At 60.7% G+C, this 15,738-nt stretch carries 11 protein-coding genes and 2 pseudogenes; 1 reads left to right on the top strand and 12 read right to left on the bottom strand.

The features are described from left to right. Positions 1-59 precede the first annotated feature (59 nt). Positions 60-1,967: a methyl-accepting chemotaxis protein gene (locus tag GIV26_RS04250; RefSeq protein ID WP_127880495.1), complete on the top strand. Its 1,908-nt coding sequence runs from the start codon at positions 60-62 to the stop codon at positions 1,965-1,967. 108 nt (positions 1,968-2,075) lie between these two features. On the opposite strand, the gene GIV26_RS04255 is transcribed toward GIV26_RS04250, so the two are convergent. From GIV26_RS04255 to GIV26_RS04310, 12 genes and pseudogenes are all read right to left on the bottom strand, one after another. Further along, positions 2,076-2,810 (bottom strand): amino acid ABC transporter ATP-binding protein, encoded by a 735-nt coding sequence (locus GIV26_RS04255; RefSeq protein ID WP_034125863.1) that lies wholly within the window; start codon positions 2,808-2,810, stop codon positions 2,076-2,078. After that, positions 2,803-3,762, bottom strand: a complete 960-nt coding sequence (locus GIV26_RS04260) for an amino acid ABC transporter permease (RefSeq protein WP_032893984.1) — start codon at positions 3,760-3,762, stop codon at positions 2,803-2,805. Before GIV26_RS04260 ends, GIV26_RS04255 begins: the two co-directional genes overlap by 8 nt. A gap of 130 nt (positions 3,763-3,892) precedes the next feature. Further along, positions 3,893-4,690, bottom strand: coding sequence for a transporter substrate-binding domain-containing protein (locus GIV26_RS04265; protein ID WP_032901820.1), 798 nt, complete (start codon positions 4,688-4,690; stop codon positions 3,893-3,895). A 219-nt stretch (positions 4,691-4,909) separates the two neighbouring features. After that, positions 4,910-5,710 (bottom strand): transporter substrate-binding domain-containing protein, encoded by an 801-nt coding sequence (locus GIV26_RS04270; protein WP_072445802.1) that lies wholly within the window; start codon positions 5,708-5,710, stop codon positions 4,910-4,912. Between the two features lie 178 nt (positions 5,711-5,888). After that, positions 5,889-8,467 (bottom strand): annotated as a pseudogene (mdoH, locus tag GIV26_RS04275) (glucans biosynthesis glucosyltransferase MdoH); the annotation flags it as partial. Continuing rightward, positions 8,460-10,196: a glucan biosynthesis protein G gene (locus GIV26_RS04280; protein ID WP_034125862.1), complete on the bottom strand. Its 1,737-nt coding sequence runs from the start codon at positions 10,194-10,196 to the stop codon at positions 8,460-8,462. The pseudogene mdoH and the gene GIV26_RS04280, both read right to left, overlap by 8 nt. Before the next feature lie 267 nt (positions 10,197-10,463). Beyond that, positions 10,464-10,901 carry a D-aminoacyl-tRNA deacylase gene (gene dtd, locus GIV26_RS04285; RefSeq protein ID WP_198714958.1) on the bottom strand — a complete coding sequence of 146 codons (438 nt, stop codon included), beginning with the start codon at positions 10,899-10,901 and terminating at the stop codon, positions 10,464-10,466. Continuing rightward, positions 10,898-11,869, bottom strand: a complete 972-nt coding sequence (pip, locus tag GIV26_RS04290) for a prolyl aminopeptidase (protein ID WP_034125552.1) — start codon at positions 11,867-11,869, stop codon at positions 10,898-10,900. Before pip ends, dtd begins: the two co-directional genes overlap by 4 nt. Positions 11,870-11,972: 103 nt before the next feature. Further along, positions 11,973-12,092, bottom strand: a pseudogene (locus tag GIV26_RS04295) (alpha/beta hydrolase); the annotation flags it as partial. A 138-nt stretch (positions 12,093-12,230) separates the two neighbouring features. Then, positions 12,231-13,031 carry an N-formylglutamate deformylase gene (hutG, locus tag GIV26_RS04300; RefSeq protein ID WP_236279547.1) on the bottom strand — a complete coding sequence of 267 codons (801 nt, stop codon included), beginning with the start codon at positions 13,029-13,031 and terminating at the stop codon, positions 12,231-12,233. Between the two features lie 12 nt (positions 13,032-13,043). Continuing rightward, positions 13,044-14,249 carry an imidazolonepropionase gene (gene hutI, locus GIV26_RS04305; protein WP_236279548.1) on the bottom strand — a complete coding sequence of 402 codons (1,206 nt, stop codon included), beginning with the start codon at positions 14,247-14,249 and terminating at the stop codon, positions 13,044-13,046. A gap of 15 nt (positions 14,250-14,264) precedes the next feature. Beyond that, positions 14,265-15,674, bottom strand: a complete 1,410-nt coding sequence (locus tag GIV26_RS04310; protein WP_034125549.1) for an amino acid permease — start codon at positions 15,672-15,674, stop codon at positions 14,265-14,267. Positions 15,675-15,738: the final 64 nt, after the last annotated feature.

Here is a 15,738-nt window from a genome sequence, read left to right on the forward strand (position 1 = left end):
CCGAATCGAATTAGCGTTTCATGTGTCGCGAAACGCTTTCTCTGATTCGGAGGTTCACCATGTTTCTTCGGCTGACCCGCGTGCTGGTCAATGCCAGCGTCCGCCTCAAGCTAGCCCTGGGTTTTGGCCAAGTGCTGATCCTCAGTTTCCTGATCGCAGCCACCGGCTGGCAAGCCTTGAGCGCCGTGCTTTACCGATCCGACAGCCTGACGGTCCTGGGCCATCTGGCTGTCGAAGCCGAGGCCATGCGCGCCGACCGCATCGTGTACCGCACGCTGATGGACAGCAACAGCCTGGACAAGATGAACCAAAGGATTGAACAGATCGACCAGTATCTGACCGGCCTTTCGAGCCGCTTGCGAGCCGCCACTGACCGACAATGGCTGGAAGAAGCGGCTCTGTTGGTGTCGGGCTCGAAAGCCGCGCTCGTAAAGTTGCCACCGTTGCTGGCCGCGCGCGAGCAGATCCGTCCAGCGCTCAAGAAGTCCGCCCTGCAGGCCAGTGACACCCTCGCTCAACTGGCCAGTGACTTGCCCGATCAAAATGACGAGAAGGCCCTCGACGCCATCGAGAACCTGCGCCAGGCCATGGAGCAAGCCGAAGATCGGGCGCAGAGCCCCGCCTGGGCGGCCGTTACCTTAAAGGCCTACGCGAATGCGTTCGACCAGTCGCTTGATGAACTGCAGGCCGCGCTGGCTTCCGTCACCGCGCTCCCGGTGGACTCGACGCTGCTCAAGACCGATTTGGCCAACTACCGTGAACAACTGCTAAAGCTCGAGCAAGCCCAGCTCGATACCGAAACCGTGCAAAACAGCCTCGAACAGCAACTCAACGAGCTGCGGGACAAGAGCAATCTGCTGAGCCAGAGCCAGAACGCCAGGCGCAACAACGAGGCGGGCCAAACCCGTACGTTGCTGATCAGCGTGACAGTGGCCGCCCTGGCACTGGGCACGCTGGCCGCCTGGTGGATCGCCCGGCAGATTGCGGCGCCACTGCGAGAAATTCTCGGCGCCGCCCACCGTGTTGCCGAGGGCGACCTCAGCCATGACATGGCGGTCGACCGTCGCGACGAACTCGGCCAGTTGCAGCAAAGCATCGGGCAAATGACCCGCAGCCTGCGTAGCCTGATCAGTAGTATCGGTGACAGCGCCCGGCAGATCGCCGGAGCGGCCACGCAGTTATCCACCGTCACCGAGCAGACCCGCAGCGGGCTCAACGAGCAGAAAGATGAAACCGACCAGGTGGCGACGGCAATGAATGAAATGCTCGCCACTGCCCAGGAAGTGGCGCGCCACGCCGAACGCGCCTCGGTGGCGGCCCAAGAAGCCGACCATCAGGCCGGCGCCGGTGAGCAGGTGGTCACCCAGGCCGTGGAGCAGATTGGCAACCTGGCCAGTGAAATGGCGCTGTCAGGCCGTGCGATGCTCGCGCTGCAACAGGAGAGCCAGAAGATCGCCAGTGTGCTGGACGTGATCAAGTCTGTTTCTCAGCAGACCAACCTGCTGGCCCTGAACGCCGCCATTGAAGCGGCACGTGCGGGCACTGCCGGCCAAGGCTTTGCGGTGGTTGCCGACGAAGTGCGCAGCCTGGCCCAACGCACTCAGGAATCGGCCGAGGAGATCGAAGGGCTGATCCTCGGCCTGCACAATGGCACTCAGCAGGTGGCAGACATCATGGACAGCAGCCGCAACCTGACCGACAACAGCGTCGCCCTGACCCGCGACGCCGGCGACGCCCTGAGCGCCATTGCCCGCACGGTGTCGATCATCCAGGAAATGAACCCGCAGATCGCCGCCGCAGCGGAACAGCAAAGCGCTGTGGCCGAGGAGATCAACCGCAGTGTGTTGAAGGTGCGGGACGTGTCGGAACAAACCGCCGCCGCCAGCGAGGAAACGGCGGCCGCGAGTGTTCAGTTGACAAGGTTGAGCCTGGACTTGCAGACGCTGGTCGACAAATTCAAGCTCTGACCTGTGGCGAGGGAGCTTGCTCCCGCTGGGCTGCGCAGCGGCCCAAAATCTTGGGAGCGCTTCGCACTCCAGCGCGAGCAAGCTCGCTCGCCACAGAGGCAAATATTTCTACAGGACTTGGCGCAGGAAGGCCTGGGCACGCGGGTCTTTTGGCGCATTGAAGAACTCGGCCGGGGCGGCGTCTTCCAGCAGTTTGCCGTGATCGAAAAACAACACCCGGTCTGCCACTTCCCGGGCAAAGCCCATCTCGTGGGTGACGCACACCATGGTCATGCCTTCCAGGGCCAGGGTCTTCATCACGTCGAGCACTTCACCGACCATTTCCGGGTCGAGGGCCGAGGTGGGCTCGTCAAACAGCATCACCTTGGGCTCCATGGCCAGGGCTCGGGCAATGGCGACTCGCTGCTGCTGGCCGCCAGACAGGCGCGATGGAAACTCGTGGGCCTTCTGCGCAATACCGACCTTTTCCAACAGCGCCAGGGCCTTGGCCTCCCGCTCTTGCTTTCCGCGCTTGCGCACGACCTTTTGCGCCAGGCACAGGTTTTCCAGCACGGTCATGTGGGGGAACAGGTTGAAGTGCTGGAACACCATGCCGACTTCACGGCGGTAGGCATTCACGTCGGTCTTAGGGTCGGCCAGTTGCAGGCCGTCGATGCTCACCGAACCCGAATCGAACGCCTCCAACCCATTCAGGCAGCGCAAGAAGGTGGACTTGCCGGAACCCGAAGGACCGATCACCACCAGCACCTCGCCCTTGGCCACTTGGGTGGTGACGTGATCCACCGCGCGCACCAGCTGCCCACGGGTATCGAAGACTTTTACCAGATCGCGTACTTCAATCACTTTGGGCAAGCCTCCGCTCAAGCCGGCTGGCCATCTTCGACAGCGGCAGGTTGATCAGCAGGTACAAGCCCGCCACACAAAACAGGATTTCAAACGGCGAGAACGAGGTGGTGATCACTTCGCGGCCGCTCTTGAGCAACTCGGTAATCGCGATCACCGACACCAGAGACGTATCCTTGACCAGGCTGATAAATTGCCCGGCCAGGGGCGGCAGCACACGCTTGAAGGCCTGCGGCAGTACCACGTGGCGCATCGACTGGCTGGCGCTCAAGCCCAGGGAACGCGCCGCTTCATCCTGGCCACGGGTGATGGACTGCACGCCGGCGCGCACGATTTCTGCCACGTAGGCACCCGTGAACAACGACAGTGCGGCAATCCCGGCAAACTCCCGGGACAGGTTGAGCACCGTGCCGATAAAGAAATAGAAAATGAAGATCTGCACCAGCAGCGGCGTGCCCCGCACCAGCTCGACATAGATTGTCGACAGATCGCGCAAGGTGGGATTTTTCGACAGCCTGCACAGCCCGGTCGCCAAGCCAATCGCCAAACCCAGGATGCCGGACACCACCGACAGCCACAGCGTGGTCCACAAGCCCCACATCAATGGTCCCAATGCCCATTGCCGGGTCACACCGACCACATCGCCTTCAGCTACATCGTCACCGCGCGCCACTTGCAGGCTGTTATCGGCGACTGTGAGCTTTTGCTCCACTCCGGCGTCGTTGCGCAGGGTGACTTCGGCCGTATCGCCTTTGCGCACCAACTCGACCACGGTGGAAATATCCGCGGCGCGCTGGGAGGTCTCGGCTTGATAGGCGAAGTATTGGGGGACGCGGTTCCAGCGCCATTCGTAAGACATCAACGACGTGGCGTAGTACAAGGCACCCGCCAGACCGACCAGCACGACCACCGTCAGCAGGTGCCAGGGCCATTGGGCTTTTTTTTGTTTCATTTCACTTTCCGCATAGGTGTCGCCTGATAGGCCGCCATCGCGGGCAAGCCCGCTCCCACAGGTTGATGTGTGAATACAGTCAAATGTGGGAGCTGGCTTGCCTGCGATACAGGCAACTCGGTGTCAGGCCTTATTCCATGTCCTTGAGCCACTCGGAGCTCTTGAACCACTTGTCATGGATGCGATCGTAGGTGCCGTCGTTACGGATCTGGTGCAGGAAGTTGTTGATGAAGTTGATGCTGTCGTAATCGCCTTTCTTCAAACCGAACGCCAGGGGCTCAAAGGTGAAGGGTTCTTCCAGGAACACCAGTTTGCCGTTACCGACTTTCTTCTCGGCCACCACGTTGTACGGTGCGTCGTAGACGAACGCGTCAGCCTTGCCGTTGACCACGTCGAGCACGCCTTCCTGCTCGTTGTCGTAGCCGTGGTACTTGGCCTTGGAGATCAGCTTCTTGGCGACCATCTCACCGGTGGTGCCGAGCTTGGAGGTCAGGCGGTATTTCTCGTCGTTCAGGTCTTTGTAGGACTTGATGGTGCCTTCCAGTTCCTTGCGGATCAGCAACGTCTGGCCGACCACGATGAAGGGTTCGCTGAAATTCAGGCGCAGGTTGCGTTCCTGGGTCAGGGTCATGCCGCTGCCGATCATATCGAACTTGCCGGTCAGGAAGGCCGGGATGATGCCGTCGTAACCGGTGGACACCAGCTCCAGCTTGACGCCCATCGACTTGGCCATAGCCTTGAGGATGTCGACTTCGAAACCGATGATTTCACCGCGCTTGTCGGTCATTTCGAACGGCATGTAGGTGGGGTCCATGCCAACTTTCAACGTGCCGCGCTTGACCGCCTCATCAATGGCGCCGGCCTGGGCCGCAGTGGCAGCGACCAGCGCAGTGACGCCGAGCATCAGCATCGAAAGATACTTTTTCATCATCAAGACCCCTGAACGATTCTTATAAGGTTGGCGCACAAGAGGGCTGCGCCATTTCGGGGTGCGATCCTAACCCACTCGTTGTCCGCCACAAAGGTTTCACCGGTAAATGTTATCGGCGTGTGTCGGAAAACCCTGACAGCGACCCGGCCAAACACAGGCGCAGACGCTTCAGCGCGGCCTCTCGATCAGGGATTGATGTGTAAGCAGTTATGACGATCAGTCGATCTCGGCTATCCAGGCCGTATCCCTGAACCACTTGTCATGCAGGCGATCGTAGGTGCCGTCCTGGGCGATCTGGTTGAGAAAATGGTTGATCCAATTGAGGCTGTCGTAATCGCCTTTTTTCAGGCCGAACGCCAAGGGCTCAAAGGTGAAGGGTTGCTCAAGTGCCAACAATGTACTGTTCTGTGGCCGACTCATCGCGATCAGGTTGTAGGGCGCATCATGGATAAAAGCATCGGCCTTGCCTTCAACGACCTGCCGTACGCCTTCTTCCGGGTTGGGCACACTGCTGAGCCGCGCAGATACAAGAAAGCGCTGTGCTGCGGCTTCACCGGTGGTGCCTTGGGTGGTAACCACGCGGTAACTGGCGTCGTCCAGTTCTTCAATACTGGAGACCTTCCCGGCCATGCGTGGGTGCAGCAGCACCGTCTGGCCCACCACGACAAACGAGTCACTGAAGTTGAGTTTGAGGTTGCGCTCTTGAGTGACCGTCATGCCGCTGCCAATCAGATCAAACTTGTTCGTCATCAGTCCCGGCAACAGATCCGTGTAAGGCACTGCCACCAATTCAAGCTCTACGCCAAGTGCGCGGCTCATGGTATGGAGCAAGTCAATTTCAAAGCCGACGATGCGCCCCTGCTTATCGAGCATTTCGAAAGGGACATTATTGGGGGTTGTGCCGACCTTAAGCACCCCACGGCGCACAGCGTTGTCCAGCGCGCCCGCGTAAAGCAAGCCTGCGTGCCCCCCCAGGAAAAAGCCCATCAGCAATGCCAAACAATACCTTTTGATCATGAATGCCCCGTGGCGAGTCCAATTTGGGGGGCGATCCTAACCCAGCCGCGGGCACGGCAATACGCTTCGAACAAAGGTCTTTTGTTTCGAAATAACAAGGAGTTAGCGATAAAAAGGAAGAAGCGAAAAACGCTGTAGGACCAACGTTTGAAACACCCCCGAAGTGAGCCTTCGGGGGTGCCTGAATCAGGCCGGTTGGGCCTGGGGCGACTGTGGTTGCAGAGGCAGCAACGGCGCGTGCGGATCAGCCTTGATCGAAGCACGCCAGGCACCGAGCCACTCGGCATGACCTTCGCTCCACACCTGCTCATGCAGGCGAGCCAGGGCCACCGGGTCACTGAGCAGGGCCAGGCGTTCGCTGTTGTTGAGGCCAGCCGGGCCGACTTTCAACGCGTGGCGAACACGCTCCATGCGCAGGTACTCGATGGGCTCGGCCTCACGGTGCCGCGAGGTCGCCAAGGCGCAGGCCAGAGCGTTCTGCTGCGGGTCTACCACCGAACGCACAAAGCCGTCGTTGAGGGCGTGCCAACGGTTTTCGTGGGTGTACTTCTCGGTCGACAGCAGGGCCTGCGGCGGGTTGTATTCCTCAGGGATCAGGAACAGGCTCTCGTCGCGGGACTTGAGGCCCAACTTGACCCGGCTGGAAATCACCGACACCGGGATCGACAGCATCAGCGAGCCGACAATCGGCACCAGCCACCACAGGAAGCTCGGGTTCAGCCACACCACCAGCAGCGCCCACAGGAAGCCCAGCACGGTTTGCGGACCGTGGCGCTTGACCGCTTCGCTCCAGGGCGTGGAGTCGTCGTCACGTTGCGGCGAGTTCCAGGTAGCGGCCCAACCGAGGAACGCGGCGAGGACGAAACGGGTGTGGAAAATCATCCGCACCGGCGCCAGCAGCATGGAGAACAACATCTCCAGCAGCATCGACAGGGTTACCTTGAACTTGCCACCGAACTCTTTGGCGCCCTTGGCCCAGATCAAGATGATGCTGAGCAGTTTAGGCAGGAACAGCAGCACGATGGTGGTGGAGAACAGCGCCACCGCCTTGTCCGGGTGCCATTGTGGCCATAGCGGGTACAACTGGCGCGGGGCCATGAAGTACTGCGGCTCCATCAGCGTGTTCACCGCCAGCAAGGCCGTGGACAGCACCAGGAAGAAGAACCACAACGGCGCCGACAGATAAGACATCACGCCGGTCAGGAACACCGCACGGTGCACCGGGTGCATGCCTTTGACCAGGAACAGGCGGAAGTTCATCAGGTTACCGTGGCACCAGCGACGGTCACGCTTGAGTTCGTCCAGCAGGTTCGGCGGCAGTTCTTCGTAGCTGCCCGGCAGGTCGTAGGCAATCCACACGCCCCAGCCGGCACGGCGCATCAGCGCGGCTTCAACGAAGTCGTGGGAGAGGATCGCACCGGCAAACGCGCCTTTACCGGGCAGCGGCGCCAGGGCGCAGTGCTCGATAAACGGCTTCATACGGATAATGGCGTTGTGGCCCCAGTAGTGGGATTCACCCAACTGCCAGAAGTGCAGGCCGGCGGTAAACAGCGGGCCGTACACGCGAGTGGCGAACTGCTGCATGCGCGCATACAGGGTGTCCATGCCCGACGCACGCGGCGCGGTCTGGATAATCCCGGCATCCGGCGTGGCTTCCATCAGTCGCACCAGGCTGGTCAGGCACTCGCCGCTCATCACAGAGTCAGCGTCAAGAACGACCATGTACTTGTAGTCACCGCCCCAACGACGGCAAAAGTCGTCGAGGTTGCCGCTCTTGCGCTTTACGCGACGGCGACGACGGCGATAGAAGATCTTGCCGAAACCACCGGCTTCGCGGCATACGTCGAGCCAGGCTTGCTGTTCGGCGATGCAGATGTCGGCGTCGTTACTGTCGCTGAGCACGAAGAAATCGAAGCGATCCAGGTCACCGGTCGCGGCCACCGATTCGAACGTTGCACGCAAGCCGGCGAATACACGCGGCACGTCTTCGTTACAGATCGGCATCACCAGGGCGGTGCGCGCATCTTTCGGAATCGGCTCGTCACCGGCACTTTTACCGGAAATGCGGTATTTATCGTGACCGGTCAGCAGCTCCAGGAAGCCCATGAGCGCAGTCCAGAAACCGGCCGACACCCAGCAGAACAGAATCCCGAACATGATCAGGATGCTGGTTTGCAGCGCGTAAGGCAGTACCTGGGTAGCGGTTTGCAGCAGGGTCTGGTTGCGAATTTCGTCGAAGTCGACCAGCGACCAGCCCTGGTACGGCATGATGCCTTTCATGTACCAGCCGGCCACGATGGTCTGGCCCAGCATTAGCACCAACAGGATGTAACGACGGATCGAGCCCACGGTACGCCAGCGCGCAGCCGGCAGCACCCGCTCGTCTTTCGGTGGCTTGGGCGGGTTGGTGCGCCCGGTCATCCGGCGCCAACCGCGCACCAGGATGTTGGTGCGCCAAGGCTCGGGCACCACTTTGGTCCGACGGATCGGCGGCGTGGCCTTGAGGCACACACGACCGCTGGCATCGAGCGCCAGCATCTCGGCGTCTTGTAGCTCTTCGGCGCTGTTGAGGGTCAAGCGGCGGCCAACCGACGCTTGGGCAGCGTCGGTCGGTGCGTCGAAGGTCTTGGACGACAGACGTTCGTGCAGCTCGCTGAAGGACTTGCAGCCCGCCAGCTCGGCGCGCTGCTCAGCCGTCATGGGTAGATGCGCCAGGTACTCGGACAGAGTCTCTGGCTTGACTTGAGAATTACTCATCGGCAGGCAACTGATAGCTCCAGGTTTCGGTCAGGACTTGCTCGGTCTTGATCGGCTCCGGCGTGGCTGGGGCAGCCTCAGGCTGTTTGGCTTCCTTGTCCTTGGCGTCTTTCTTGGCCTGTTTCTCATGCTGCTTGGCCAAGACTTTATCGGCCTTGAGCACATGGTTGGAAACCGACTCAGCCTCAGGCTGCACGATATCCTGCACCAGTGCCGCGCGCATTTCGGTCGGCTTGCTTGCGTCCTTGATCTTCATACGCAGGGTCAGGCGCCAGCCTTTGGTGTGTTCGTTGTAGCGCACGCTGTTTTCAACCAGTTCAGCGTTATCACCCACGCTTACCTGGCTGCGCACCGGGGCGTCCGGCAGCAGTTTCTTCAGGGACGGGCCCTCGAAGTCCACCAGGTAGGCCACGCTGCCATCCGGCTGACGGATCAGGTTCGATTGCTTCACATCACCCGTGGAGCGCAGGGTCTGCTTGACCCAGGCACTGTCCGGCGAATGGAAGGCCGCGTCGTCCAGTGTCCAGTGCAGGCGGTAGGCCACGTCCAGCGGCTTGCCGACTTCTGGCAGTTCGGCCGGGCTCCAGAACGCCACGATGTTGTCGTTGGTTTCATCGGCGGTCGGGATCTCGACCAGGTCGACAGAGCCTTTGCCCCAGTCACCTTCAGGCTCGATCCAGGCGCTTGGGCGCTTGTCGTAGTTGTCGTCCAGGTCTTCGTAGTGGCTGAAGTTGCGGCCACGTTGCAGCAGGCCGAACCCACGCGGGTTCTCGACGCTGAAGTTGCTGACCGACAGGTGTTTAGGGTTGTTCAGCGGACGCCAGATCCACTCGCCATTGCCGGCGTGAATCGACAGGCCGCTGGAATCGTGGAGCTCGCGACGGTAGTTGAGGACCTTGGACGGCTGGTTGGCGCCGAACAGGAACATCGAGGTCAACGGCGCAACGCCCAGCTTGCTGACCTTGTCACGCAGGAACATCTGGGATTTGACGTCCACTACGGTGTCGGTGCCAGGACGCAGGATCAGGCGATAAGCGCCAGTGGCGCGTGGCGAATCCAGCAGCGCGAAAATCACCAGGTGCTTGTCACCCGGCTTTGGACGCTCGATCCAGAACTCGGTGAAACGCGGGAATTCTTCGCCAGACGGCAACGCGGTGTCGATCGCCATGCCACGGGCAGACAAGCCGTACACCTGATCCTTGCCCACGACGCGGAAATAGCTGGCGCCGAGCATGGTCATGATTTCGTCTTGCTTGTCGGCCTTGTTGATCGGGAAAAGCACACGGAAACCGGCGTAACCCAGCTGTTCGGTGGCTTTAGGATCAAATTTCACGTCGCCGAAATCGAAACGCGTCGGGTCGTACTTGATTTCATGCACGCTGTCGGCGGTGACTTCGTTGATTTTCACCGGGGTGTCGAAATGCATCCCCTGGTGATAGAAGGACAGCTTGAACGGGGTGTTCTGATCGGCCCACTCGGCTTTTTCATTACGGAAACGAATCTTCTGGTAGTCAGCGAATTTCATTTCGCGGAATTCGTTCGGCAAATTGCTGCGCGGAGCTTCGTATTTCTGCCCAGCCAGCTCTTTTGCCTTGGCCGACACATCATCCAGACTGAACGCCCACAGTTGACCCGCGCCGAACAGGCAAAACAGGGCAGAGCCCGTCACCAGTGCGTTTCGTAACCGTTTGGCAGACAATTTTGGTGCATTACAGGGACTAACAATCACGAGCAACCCTCGCCGAAAACAGATCAAAAAACCAACGGCCAGCTATCTATATGCCAGGTTGGCGAGCAATGTTCCGACTCCTCTGGGGCGAAATGATTCCCCATGCGGTTGTCGGACAAGGCTCTACCTAAGTCAAAAATGGACCAAACAACGCTGATCCCCGTAGCGCGCGATTATCTAGTAGCCCGCGAGACAACGCATCAGGGACAGTGAAGTATTTGTAGCGAAATCCTGCGTTTTTAGGCATTAACGTCGTTTTTCATACATTCATGTCTGTAAGAGGAAGGTCACAGGGCCATCATTGACCAAGTGCACCTGCATATCCGCGCCAAAACGCCCTGACGCCACGTTGCCATGCAATTGTTGCGCTTGTAACAACAAGTGCTCAAAAAGCGCCGCTCCCAGGGCCGGAGGAGCCGCTGTGGAGAAGCTGGGCCGTAGCCCGCTTTTGGTATCCGCCGCCAGGGTGAACTGCGACACCAGCAGCAAACCGCCGCCGATGTCCTTGAGGGACAGGTTCATCTTGCCCTCCTCGTCACTGAACACCCGATAGTTAAGCAGCTTGTGCAGCAGTTTGTCGGCGCTTTCGGGCGTATCTGAAGGCTCGACGGCCACCAGCACCAGCAAACCCTGATCAATCGAGCCTACCACCTCCCCTGCGACCTCAACCCGGGCGCCACGCACCCGCTGCAACAGGCCCTTCATGCTTCTTCAGGCGGCAGGTCGAGCAGGCGCCGGGCCATTTCGCCGGTCGCACGCACCAGTGCGTCGGTGATACCCGGCTCGGACGCCGCGTGCCCTGCTTCGCGAATCACCTGCAACTCGCTGTTGGGCCAGGCCTGATGCAGCTCCCAAGCGTTATCCAGCGTGCAGATCATATCGTAGCGGCCATGGATGATGACGCCAGGCAGATGGGCGATCTTGTGCATGTCGCGAATCAGCTGGTTGGGCTCCAGGAAGGAGTTGTTGGTGAAGTAATGGCATTCGATACGTGCGATGGACAAGGCGCGCTGCGGCTCGGAAAACCGTTCCACATGCTGCGGGCTCGGGCACAGGCCCAACATACGGCCTTCCCAGCCCGACCAGGCTTTGGCCGCATGCATCTGGGCGATCTGGTCGTTGCCGGTCAGGCGCTTGTGGTAAGCGGCAATCATATCGTGGCGCTCTTCCACCGGGATTGGTGCCACATAGTCCTGCCAGTAGTCCGGGAACAGGCGGCTCGCGCCCTCCTGGTAGAACCAGCGAATATCCTGCGGGCGGGCGAGGAAGATGCCGCGCACGATCAGGCCATGCACGCGCTCGGGGTGGGTTTGCGCGTAGGCCAGGGCCAGGGTCGAACCCCAGGAGCCGCCGAACAGCACCCATTTGTCGATGCCCAGGTGCTCGCGGATGCGCTCAAGGTCGGCGACCAGATCCCAGGTGGTGTTGTTCTCGAGACTGGCCCTTGGCGTAGAGCGGCCGCAGCCACGCTGGTCGAAGGTGACAATATGGTAGAGGTTCGGGTCGAAATAGCAGCGGCTCTGGGCGTCGCAACCGGAGCCGGGGCCTCCATGGATGAACACGACAGGCAAGCCTTCGGGGGAGCCACTTTCATCGACGTACAGGGTGTGGGTGTCATCGACAGCCAGATCGTGCCGGGCGTAGGGTTTGATCTGCGGGTACCAAGTCTGCATTGCGTGCTCCGTAGGGTGTCGGGTTCATCCCTGGGGGGACGTCTATTATTTTGCCGTCTGGCATCATAAACCCGAATTGTGCAATGAGCATGTCCTTGAGCACTTAGACCTGTGTCAGCAGTTCGCGCCTCAGGTAACCAAGCAGATAGTCATACAGCCGATCCACCTCCGGCACCTGGCCGCATGCCCGCAAACAACCGTGGGCCAGCCCTTTGCCGGGATGGCGGTGTGTCAGTTGATAAAAGTGTTGCTGAACCACCGTTATCGCAGGCAAGCCAGCTCCCACATTTCGAGCGCATTCTCATGATAGAGCGCGGTCAAGCGGGCTTGCTCGCGAAAGCTATTGCAGCAGCACCAACAATTACCGGTAGTGCTTCTGCCCCCAAGCCAACAGCCCTTCCAGCAACTGCCTCAACACCACCTGCGTCGGCGCGGCCAAATCCTCGCGATAACGGAAAGGTTCGAACTCCTCCATATAGGTGCTCTGGCACAACTCCAGCTGCACGGCGTGGATATCCTGCGCGGGGTTGCCATAATGCCGGGTGATATGACCGCCCTTGAAGCGCCCGTTCAGCACATGGGTATATTGCGGATGCTGAGCGCAGATGGCTTCCAGCTGGCTGGCCAGCTGCGGGTCGCACGCAGCGCCGTTGAAGGTACCCAAATTGAAGTCCGGCAATTTGCCGTCAAACAGGTGCGGGATCACCGAGCGGATCGAGTGCGCGTCGAACAGCAGCGCGTAGCCGAACTCGGCCTTGAGGCGTGCCAGTTCTTCCTGCAGTTGACGGTGGTACGGACCCCAGATTTTTTGCAGGTAACTGGCCCGCTCCTCCTCGGAGGGCGTTTGCCCTTCACGGAACAACGGCACGCCATCGAACAGCGTCTCTGGGTACAGGCCCGTCGTAGCGCCCGCATACAGCGGCGCGTTGTCGGAGGGCCGGTTGAGGTCGATGACAAACCGCGAGTACTCCGCCGCCAGGGTGCTGGCGCCCAGCTCTTCGGCAAAGTCATACAACAGCGGGATATGCCAATCGGTATCCGGCAGGCTTTGCGCCTCGGGGATCAACCCGGCCTCCACCGCAGGGGTGAGCCGCAGGCCGGCGTGGGGCATGCTGATCAGCAGCGGCACGCGGCCTTGTTTGAATGTCAGAACCTTATCCACAACAGCATCCTCTCAAACAGTGACGTCGACGCCGTGGCGCACGACGCGTTTATCCAGTTCGCCACCCAGCCAGTAGGCCAGGTCGGCGGGGCGATCGATCTGCCAGGCGACAAAATCCGCGACCTTGCCCACTTCCAGGGAACCATGGGTATCACCCAGGCCCAACGCGGTGGCTGCGTGTTGCGTGGCGCCGGCCAGGGCTTCTTCCGGGGTCATGCGGAACAGGGTGCAGGCCATGTTCAGCATCAGCCGCACCGACAACGCCGGTGAAGTACCGGGGTTGAGGTCGCTGGCGATGGCGATCTTCACGCCGTGTTTGCGCAGGGCGTCCATGGGCGGCAATTGGGTTTCACGCAGGAAGTAGAACGCGCCCGGCAATAGCACGGCGACAGTACCGGCCGCAGCCATGGCGATGGCGTCTTCTTCAGTCATGAATTCCAGGTGGTCGGCCGACAACGCGTGGTAGCGCGCCGCCAGGCTTGAGCCATGCAACGACGAGAGTTGCTCGGCGTGCAGCTTCACCGGCAAGCCAAGTTGCTGGGCGACCTTGAATACCCGCTCAACCTGCTCGGGGGAAAATGCCAGGTATTCACAGAAGGCATCGACCGCATCCACCAACCCCTCGGCGGCCAGGGCCGGCAGCATCTGGCTGCAGATGTGCTCGATGTAATCGTCGGCGCGGTCCTTGTACTCCGGCGGCAACGCGTGGGCGGCCAGGCACGTGGCGCGCACGCTGACCGGCAGCGCTTCACCCAGGCGCCGAGCCACGCGCAACATCTTGCGTTCGTTGGCCAGGTCCAGGCCGTAGCCGGACTTGATCTCCACCGTGGTCACGCCGTCACGCAGCAAACTGTGCAGGCGCTTTTCAGCGCTCAAGAACAGCTCATCTTCGCTCGCCGCACGGGTTGCGCGCACAGTGCTGGCAATGCCGCCGCCCTTGGCCGCGATCTCGGCGTAGCTGACACCTTCGAGGCGCTGCTCGAATTCGCCGCTGCGATTGCCACCGAACACCGTATGGGTGTGGCAATCGATCAGCCCGGGGGTGACCCACGCGCCTTGCAGGTCATGTACCTGGGCGTAATCCGCGGTTGGCGCCTGGCTGCGGGGGCCGACCCACTCGATGAGCGAGCCGGCAGTCACCATGGCGGCATCCTCGATGATCGAGTATTTGCCGTTGGCCATGGTTGCGACGTGGCAGTGTTGCCAAAGCGTTTTCATCAACGCCTCCCTAAGTTATCGATGAGACAAAACCGGGTCGTAATCGACCTTGGCCGTTTGCCCGGCGGCAGGCTTGACCCACAGCCAGTAGGCGATGATCAGCAGCACGATCCACACGGCGCCTACCATCAACGCCGCCTGGGTATCCGGGAAGTAACCGAGTACACCAAACACAAACAGCATGAACACAATGGCCGCCGCCGGCGCATAAGGCCAGAACGGCACCGGGAATTTCAGTTCGGCGATCTGCGCCTTGGTCATCGAGCGGCGCATGGCGACCTGGGTAAACAGGATCATCAGCCATACCCACACGGTGGCGAAGGTGGCAATCGAGGCGATCAGCAAGAACACGTTTTCCGGGATCAGGTAGTTGAGCACCACACCGCCGAGCAAGGCGGCGCCCATGACCACCACGGTCATCCATGGCACGCCTTGTTTGGACAATTGCGCGAAGCCCTTGGGCGCCTGCCCTTGTTGAGCCAGGCCGTACATCATGCGCCCGGCGCCGAAAATGTCGCTGTTGATCGCCGACACCGCCGCCGAGATCACCACGATGTTGAGGATGGTCGCCGCCGAGCCAATCCCCAGGTTGCTGAAGATCTGCACGAACGGGCTGCCCTGGCTGCCGATCTGCGGCCACGGGTAGATGGCCATCAACACGAACAGGGTGAGCACGTAGAACAGCAGGATACGCAGCGGCACAGCGTTGATCGCCTTGGGGATCACCCGCTGTGGATCCTTGGCTTCACCGGCGGTGATGCCGATGATTTCGATGCCACCAAAGGCAAACATCACCACCGCAAACGAGGCGATCAGCCCACCAATGCCGTTGGGCATGAAGCCGCCGTGGGCCCACAGGTTGCTCAGGCCGCTGGCCTGGGTTTCGCCCGCCGAGTGGATGCCGAACAACATGATGCCAAAGCCGCCGAGGATCATCGCCACAATGGCACCGACCTTGAGCAACGACAGCCAGAACTCCATCTCGCCAAAGACTTTGACGTTGCACAGGTTCAGGCCGCCGATCAAAAACACGATGCCCAGCACCCAGACCCAACGGGCCACTTCGGGAAACCAGAAGCCCATGTAGATGCCGAACGCGGTGACGTCGGCGAGGCAGACGATGATCATTTCAAAGGCGTAGGTCCAGCCGAGGATAAACCCGGCCATGGGCCCCAGGTAGGTGCTGGCGTAGTGGCCGAAGGAGCCAGACACCGGGTTGTGCACGGCCATCTCACCGAGGGCGCGCATCACCATGAATACAGCAGCGCCGCCGATCAGGTAGGCCAGCAGCACGGCAGGACCGGCCATCTGGATGGCGGAGGCAGAGCCATAGAACAGCCCGGTGCCGATCGCGGAACCGAGGGCCATGAAGCGAATATGTCGGGCGTTGAGCCCGCGTTTCAAACCTTTTTCTGGCTGGTGCATTTCTCGTCCCTAATTATTCTTATGAGGAGAAGATCGTTCCCACGCTCGGCGTGGGAACTCCGAC

It is taken from the genome of Pseudomonas sp. PA-1-3F (genome assembly GCF_021609665.1).
GTDB classification, from domain to species: Bacteria; Pseudomonadota; Gammaproteobacteria; order Pseudomonadales; family Pseudomonadaceae; genus Aquipseudomonas; species Aquipseudomonas paracarnis.

Excerpts from the sequence above, each read along its gene's own strand:
- GIV26_RS04250 (WP_127880495.1), top strand. The coding sequence starts at position 60 with ATGTTTCTTCGGCTGACCCGCGTGCTGGTCAATGCCAGCGTCCGCCTC.
- GIV26_RS04260 (WP_032893984.1), bottom strand. The coding sequence starts at position 3,762 with ATGAAACAAAAAAAAGCCCAATGGCCCTGGCACCTGCTGACGGTGGTC.
- GIV26_RS04265 (WP_032901820.1), bottom strand. The coding sequence starts at position 4,690 with ATGAAAAAGTATCTTTCGATGCTGATGCTCGGCGTCACTGCGCTGGTC.
- GIV26_RS04270 (WP_072445802.1), bottom strand. The coding sequence starts at position 5,710 with ATGATCAAAAGGTATTGTTTGGCATTGCTGATGGGCTTTTTCCTGGGG.
- dtd (WP_198714958.1), bottom strand. The coding sequence starts at position 10,901 with ATGAAGGGCCTGTTGCAGCGGGTGCGTGGCGCCCGGGTTGAGGTCGCA.
- pip (WP_034125552.1), bottom strand. The coding sequence starts at position 11,869 with ATGCAGACTTGGTACCCGCAGATCAAACCCTACGCCCGGCACGATCTG.
- hutI (WP_236279548.1), bottom strand. The coding sequence starts at position 14,249 with ATGAAAACGCTTTGGCAACACTGCCACGTCGCAACCATGGCCAACGGC.
- GIV26_RS04310 (WP_034125549.1), bottom strand. The coding sequence starts at position 15,674 with ATGCACCAGCCAGAAAAAGGTTTGAAACGCGGGCTCAACGCCCGACAT.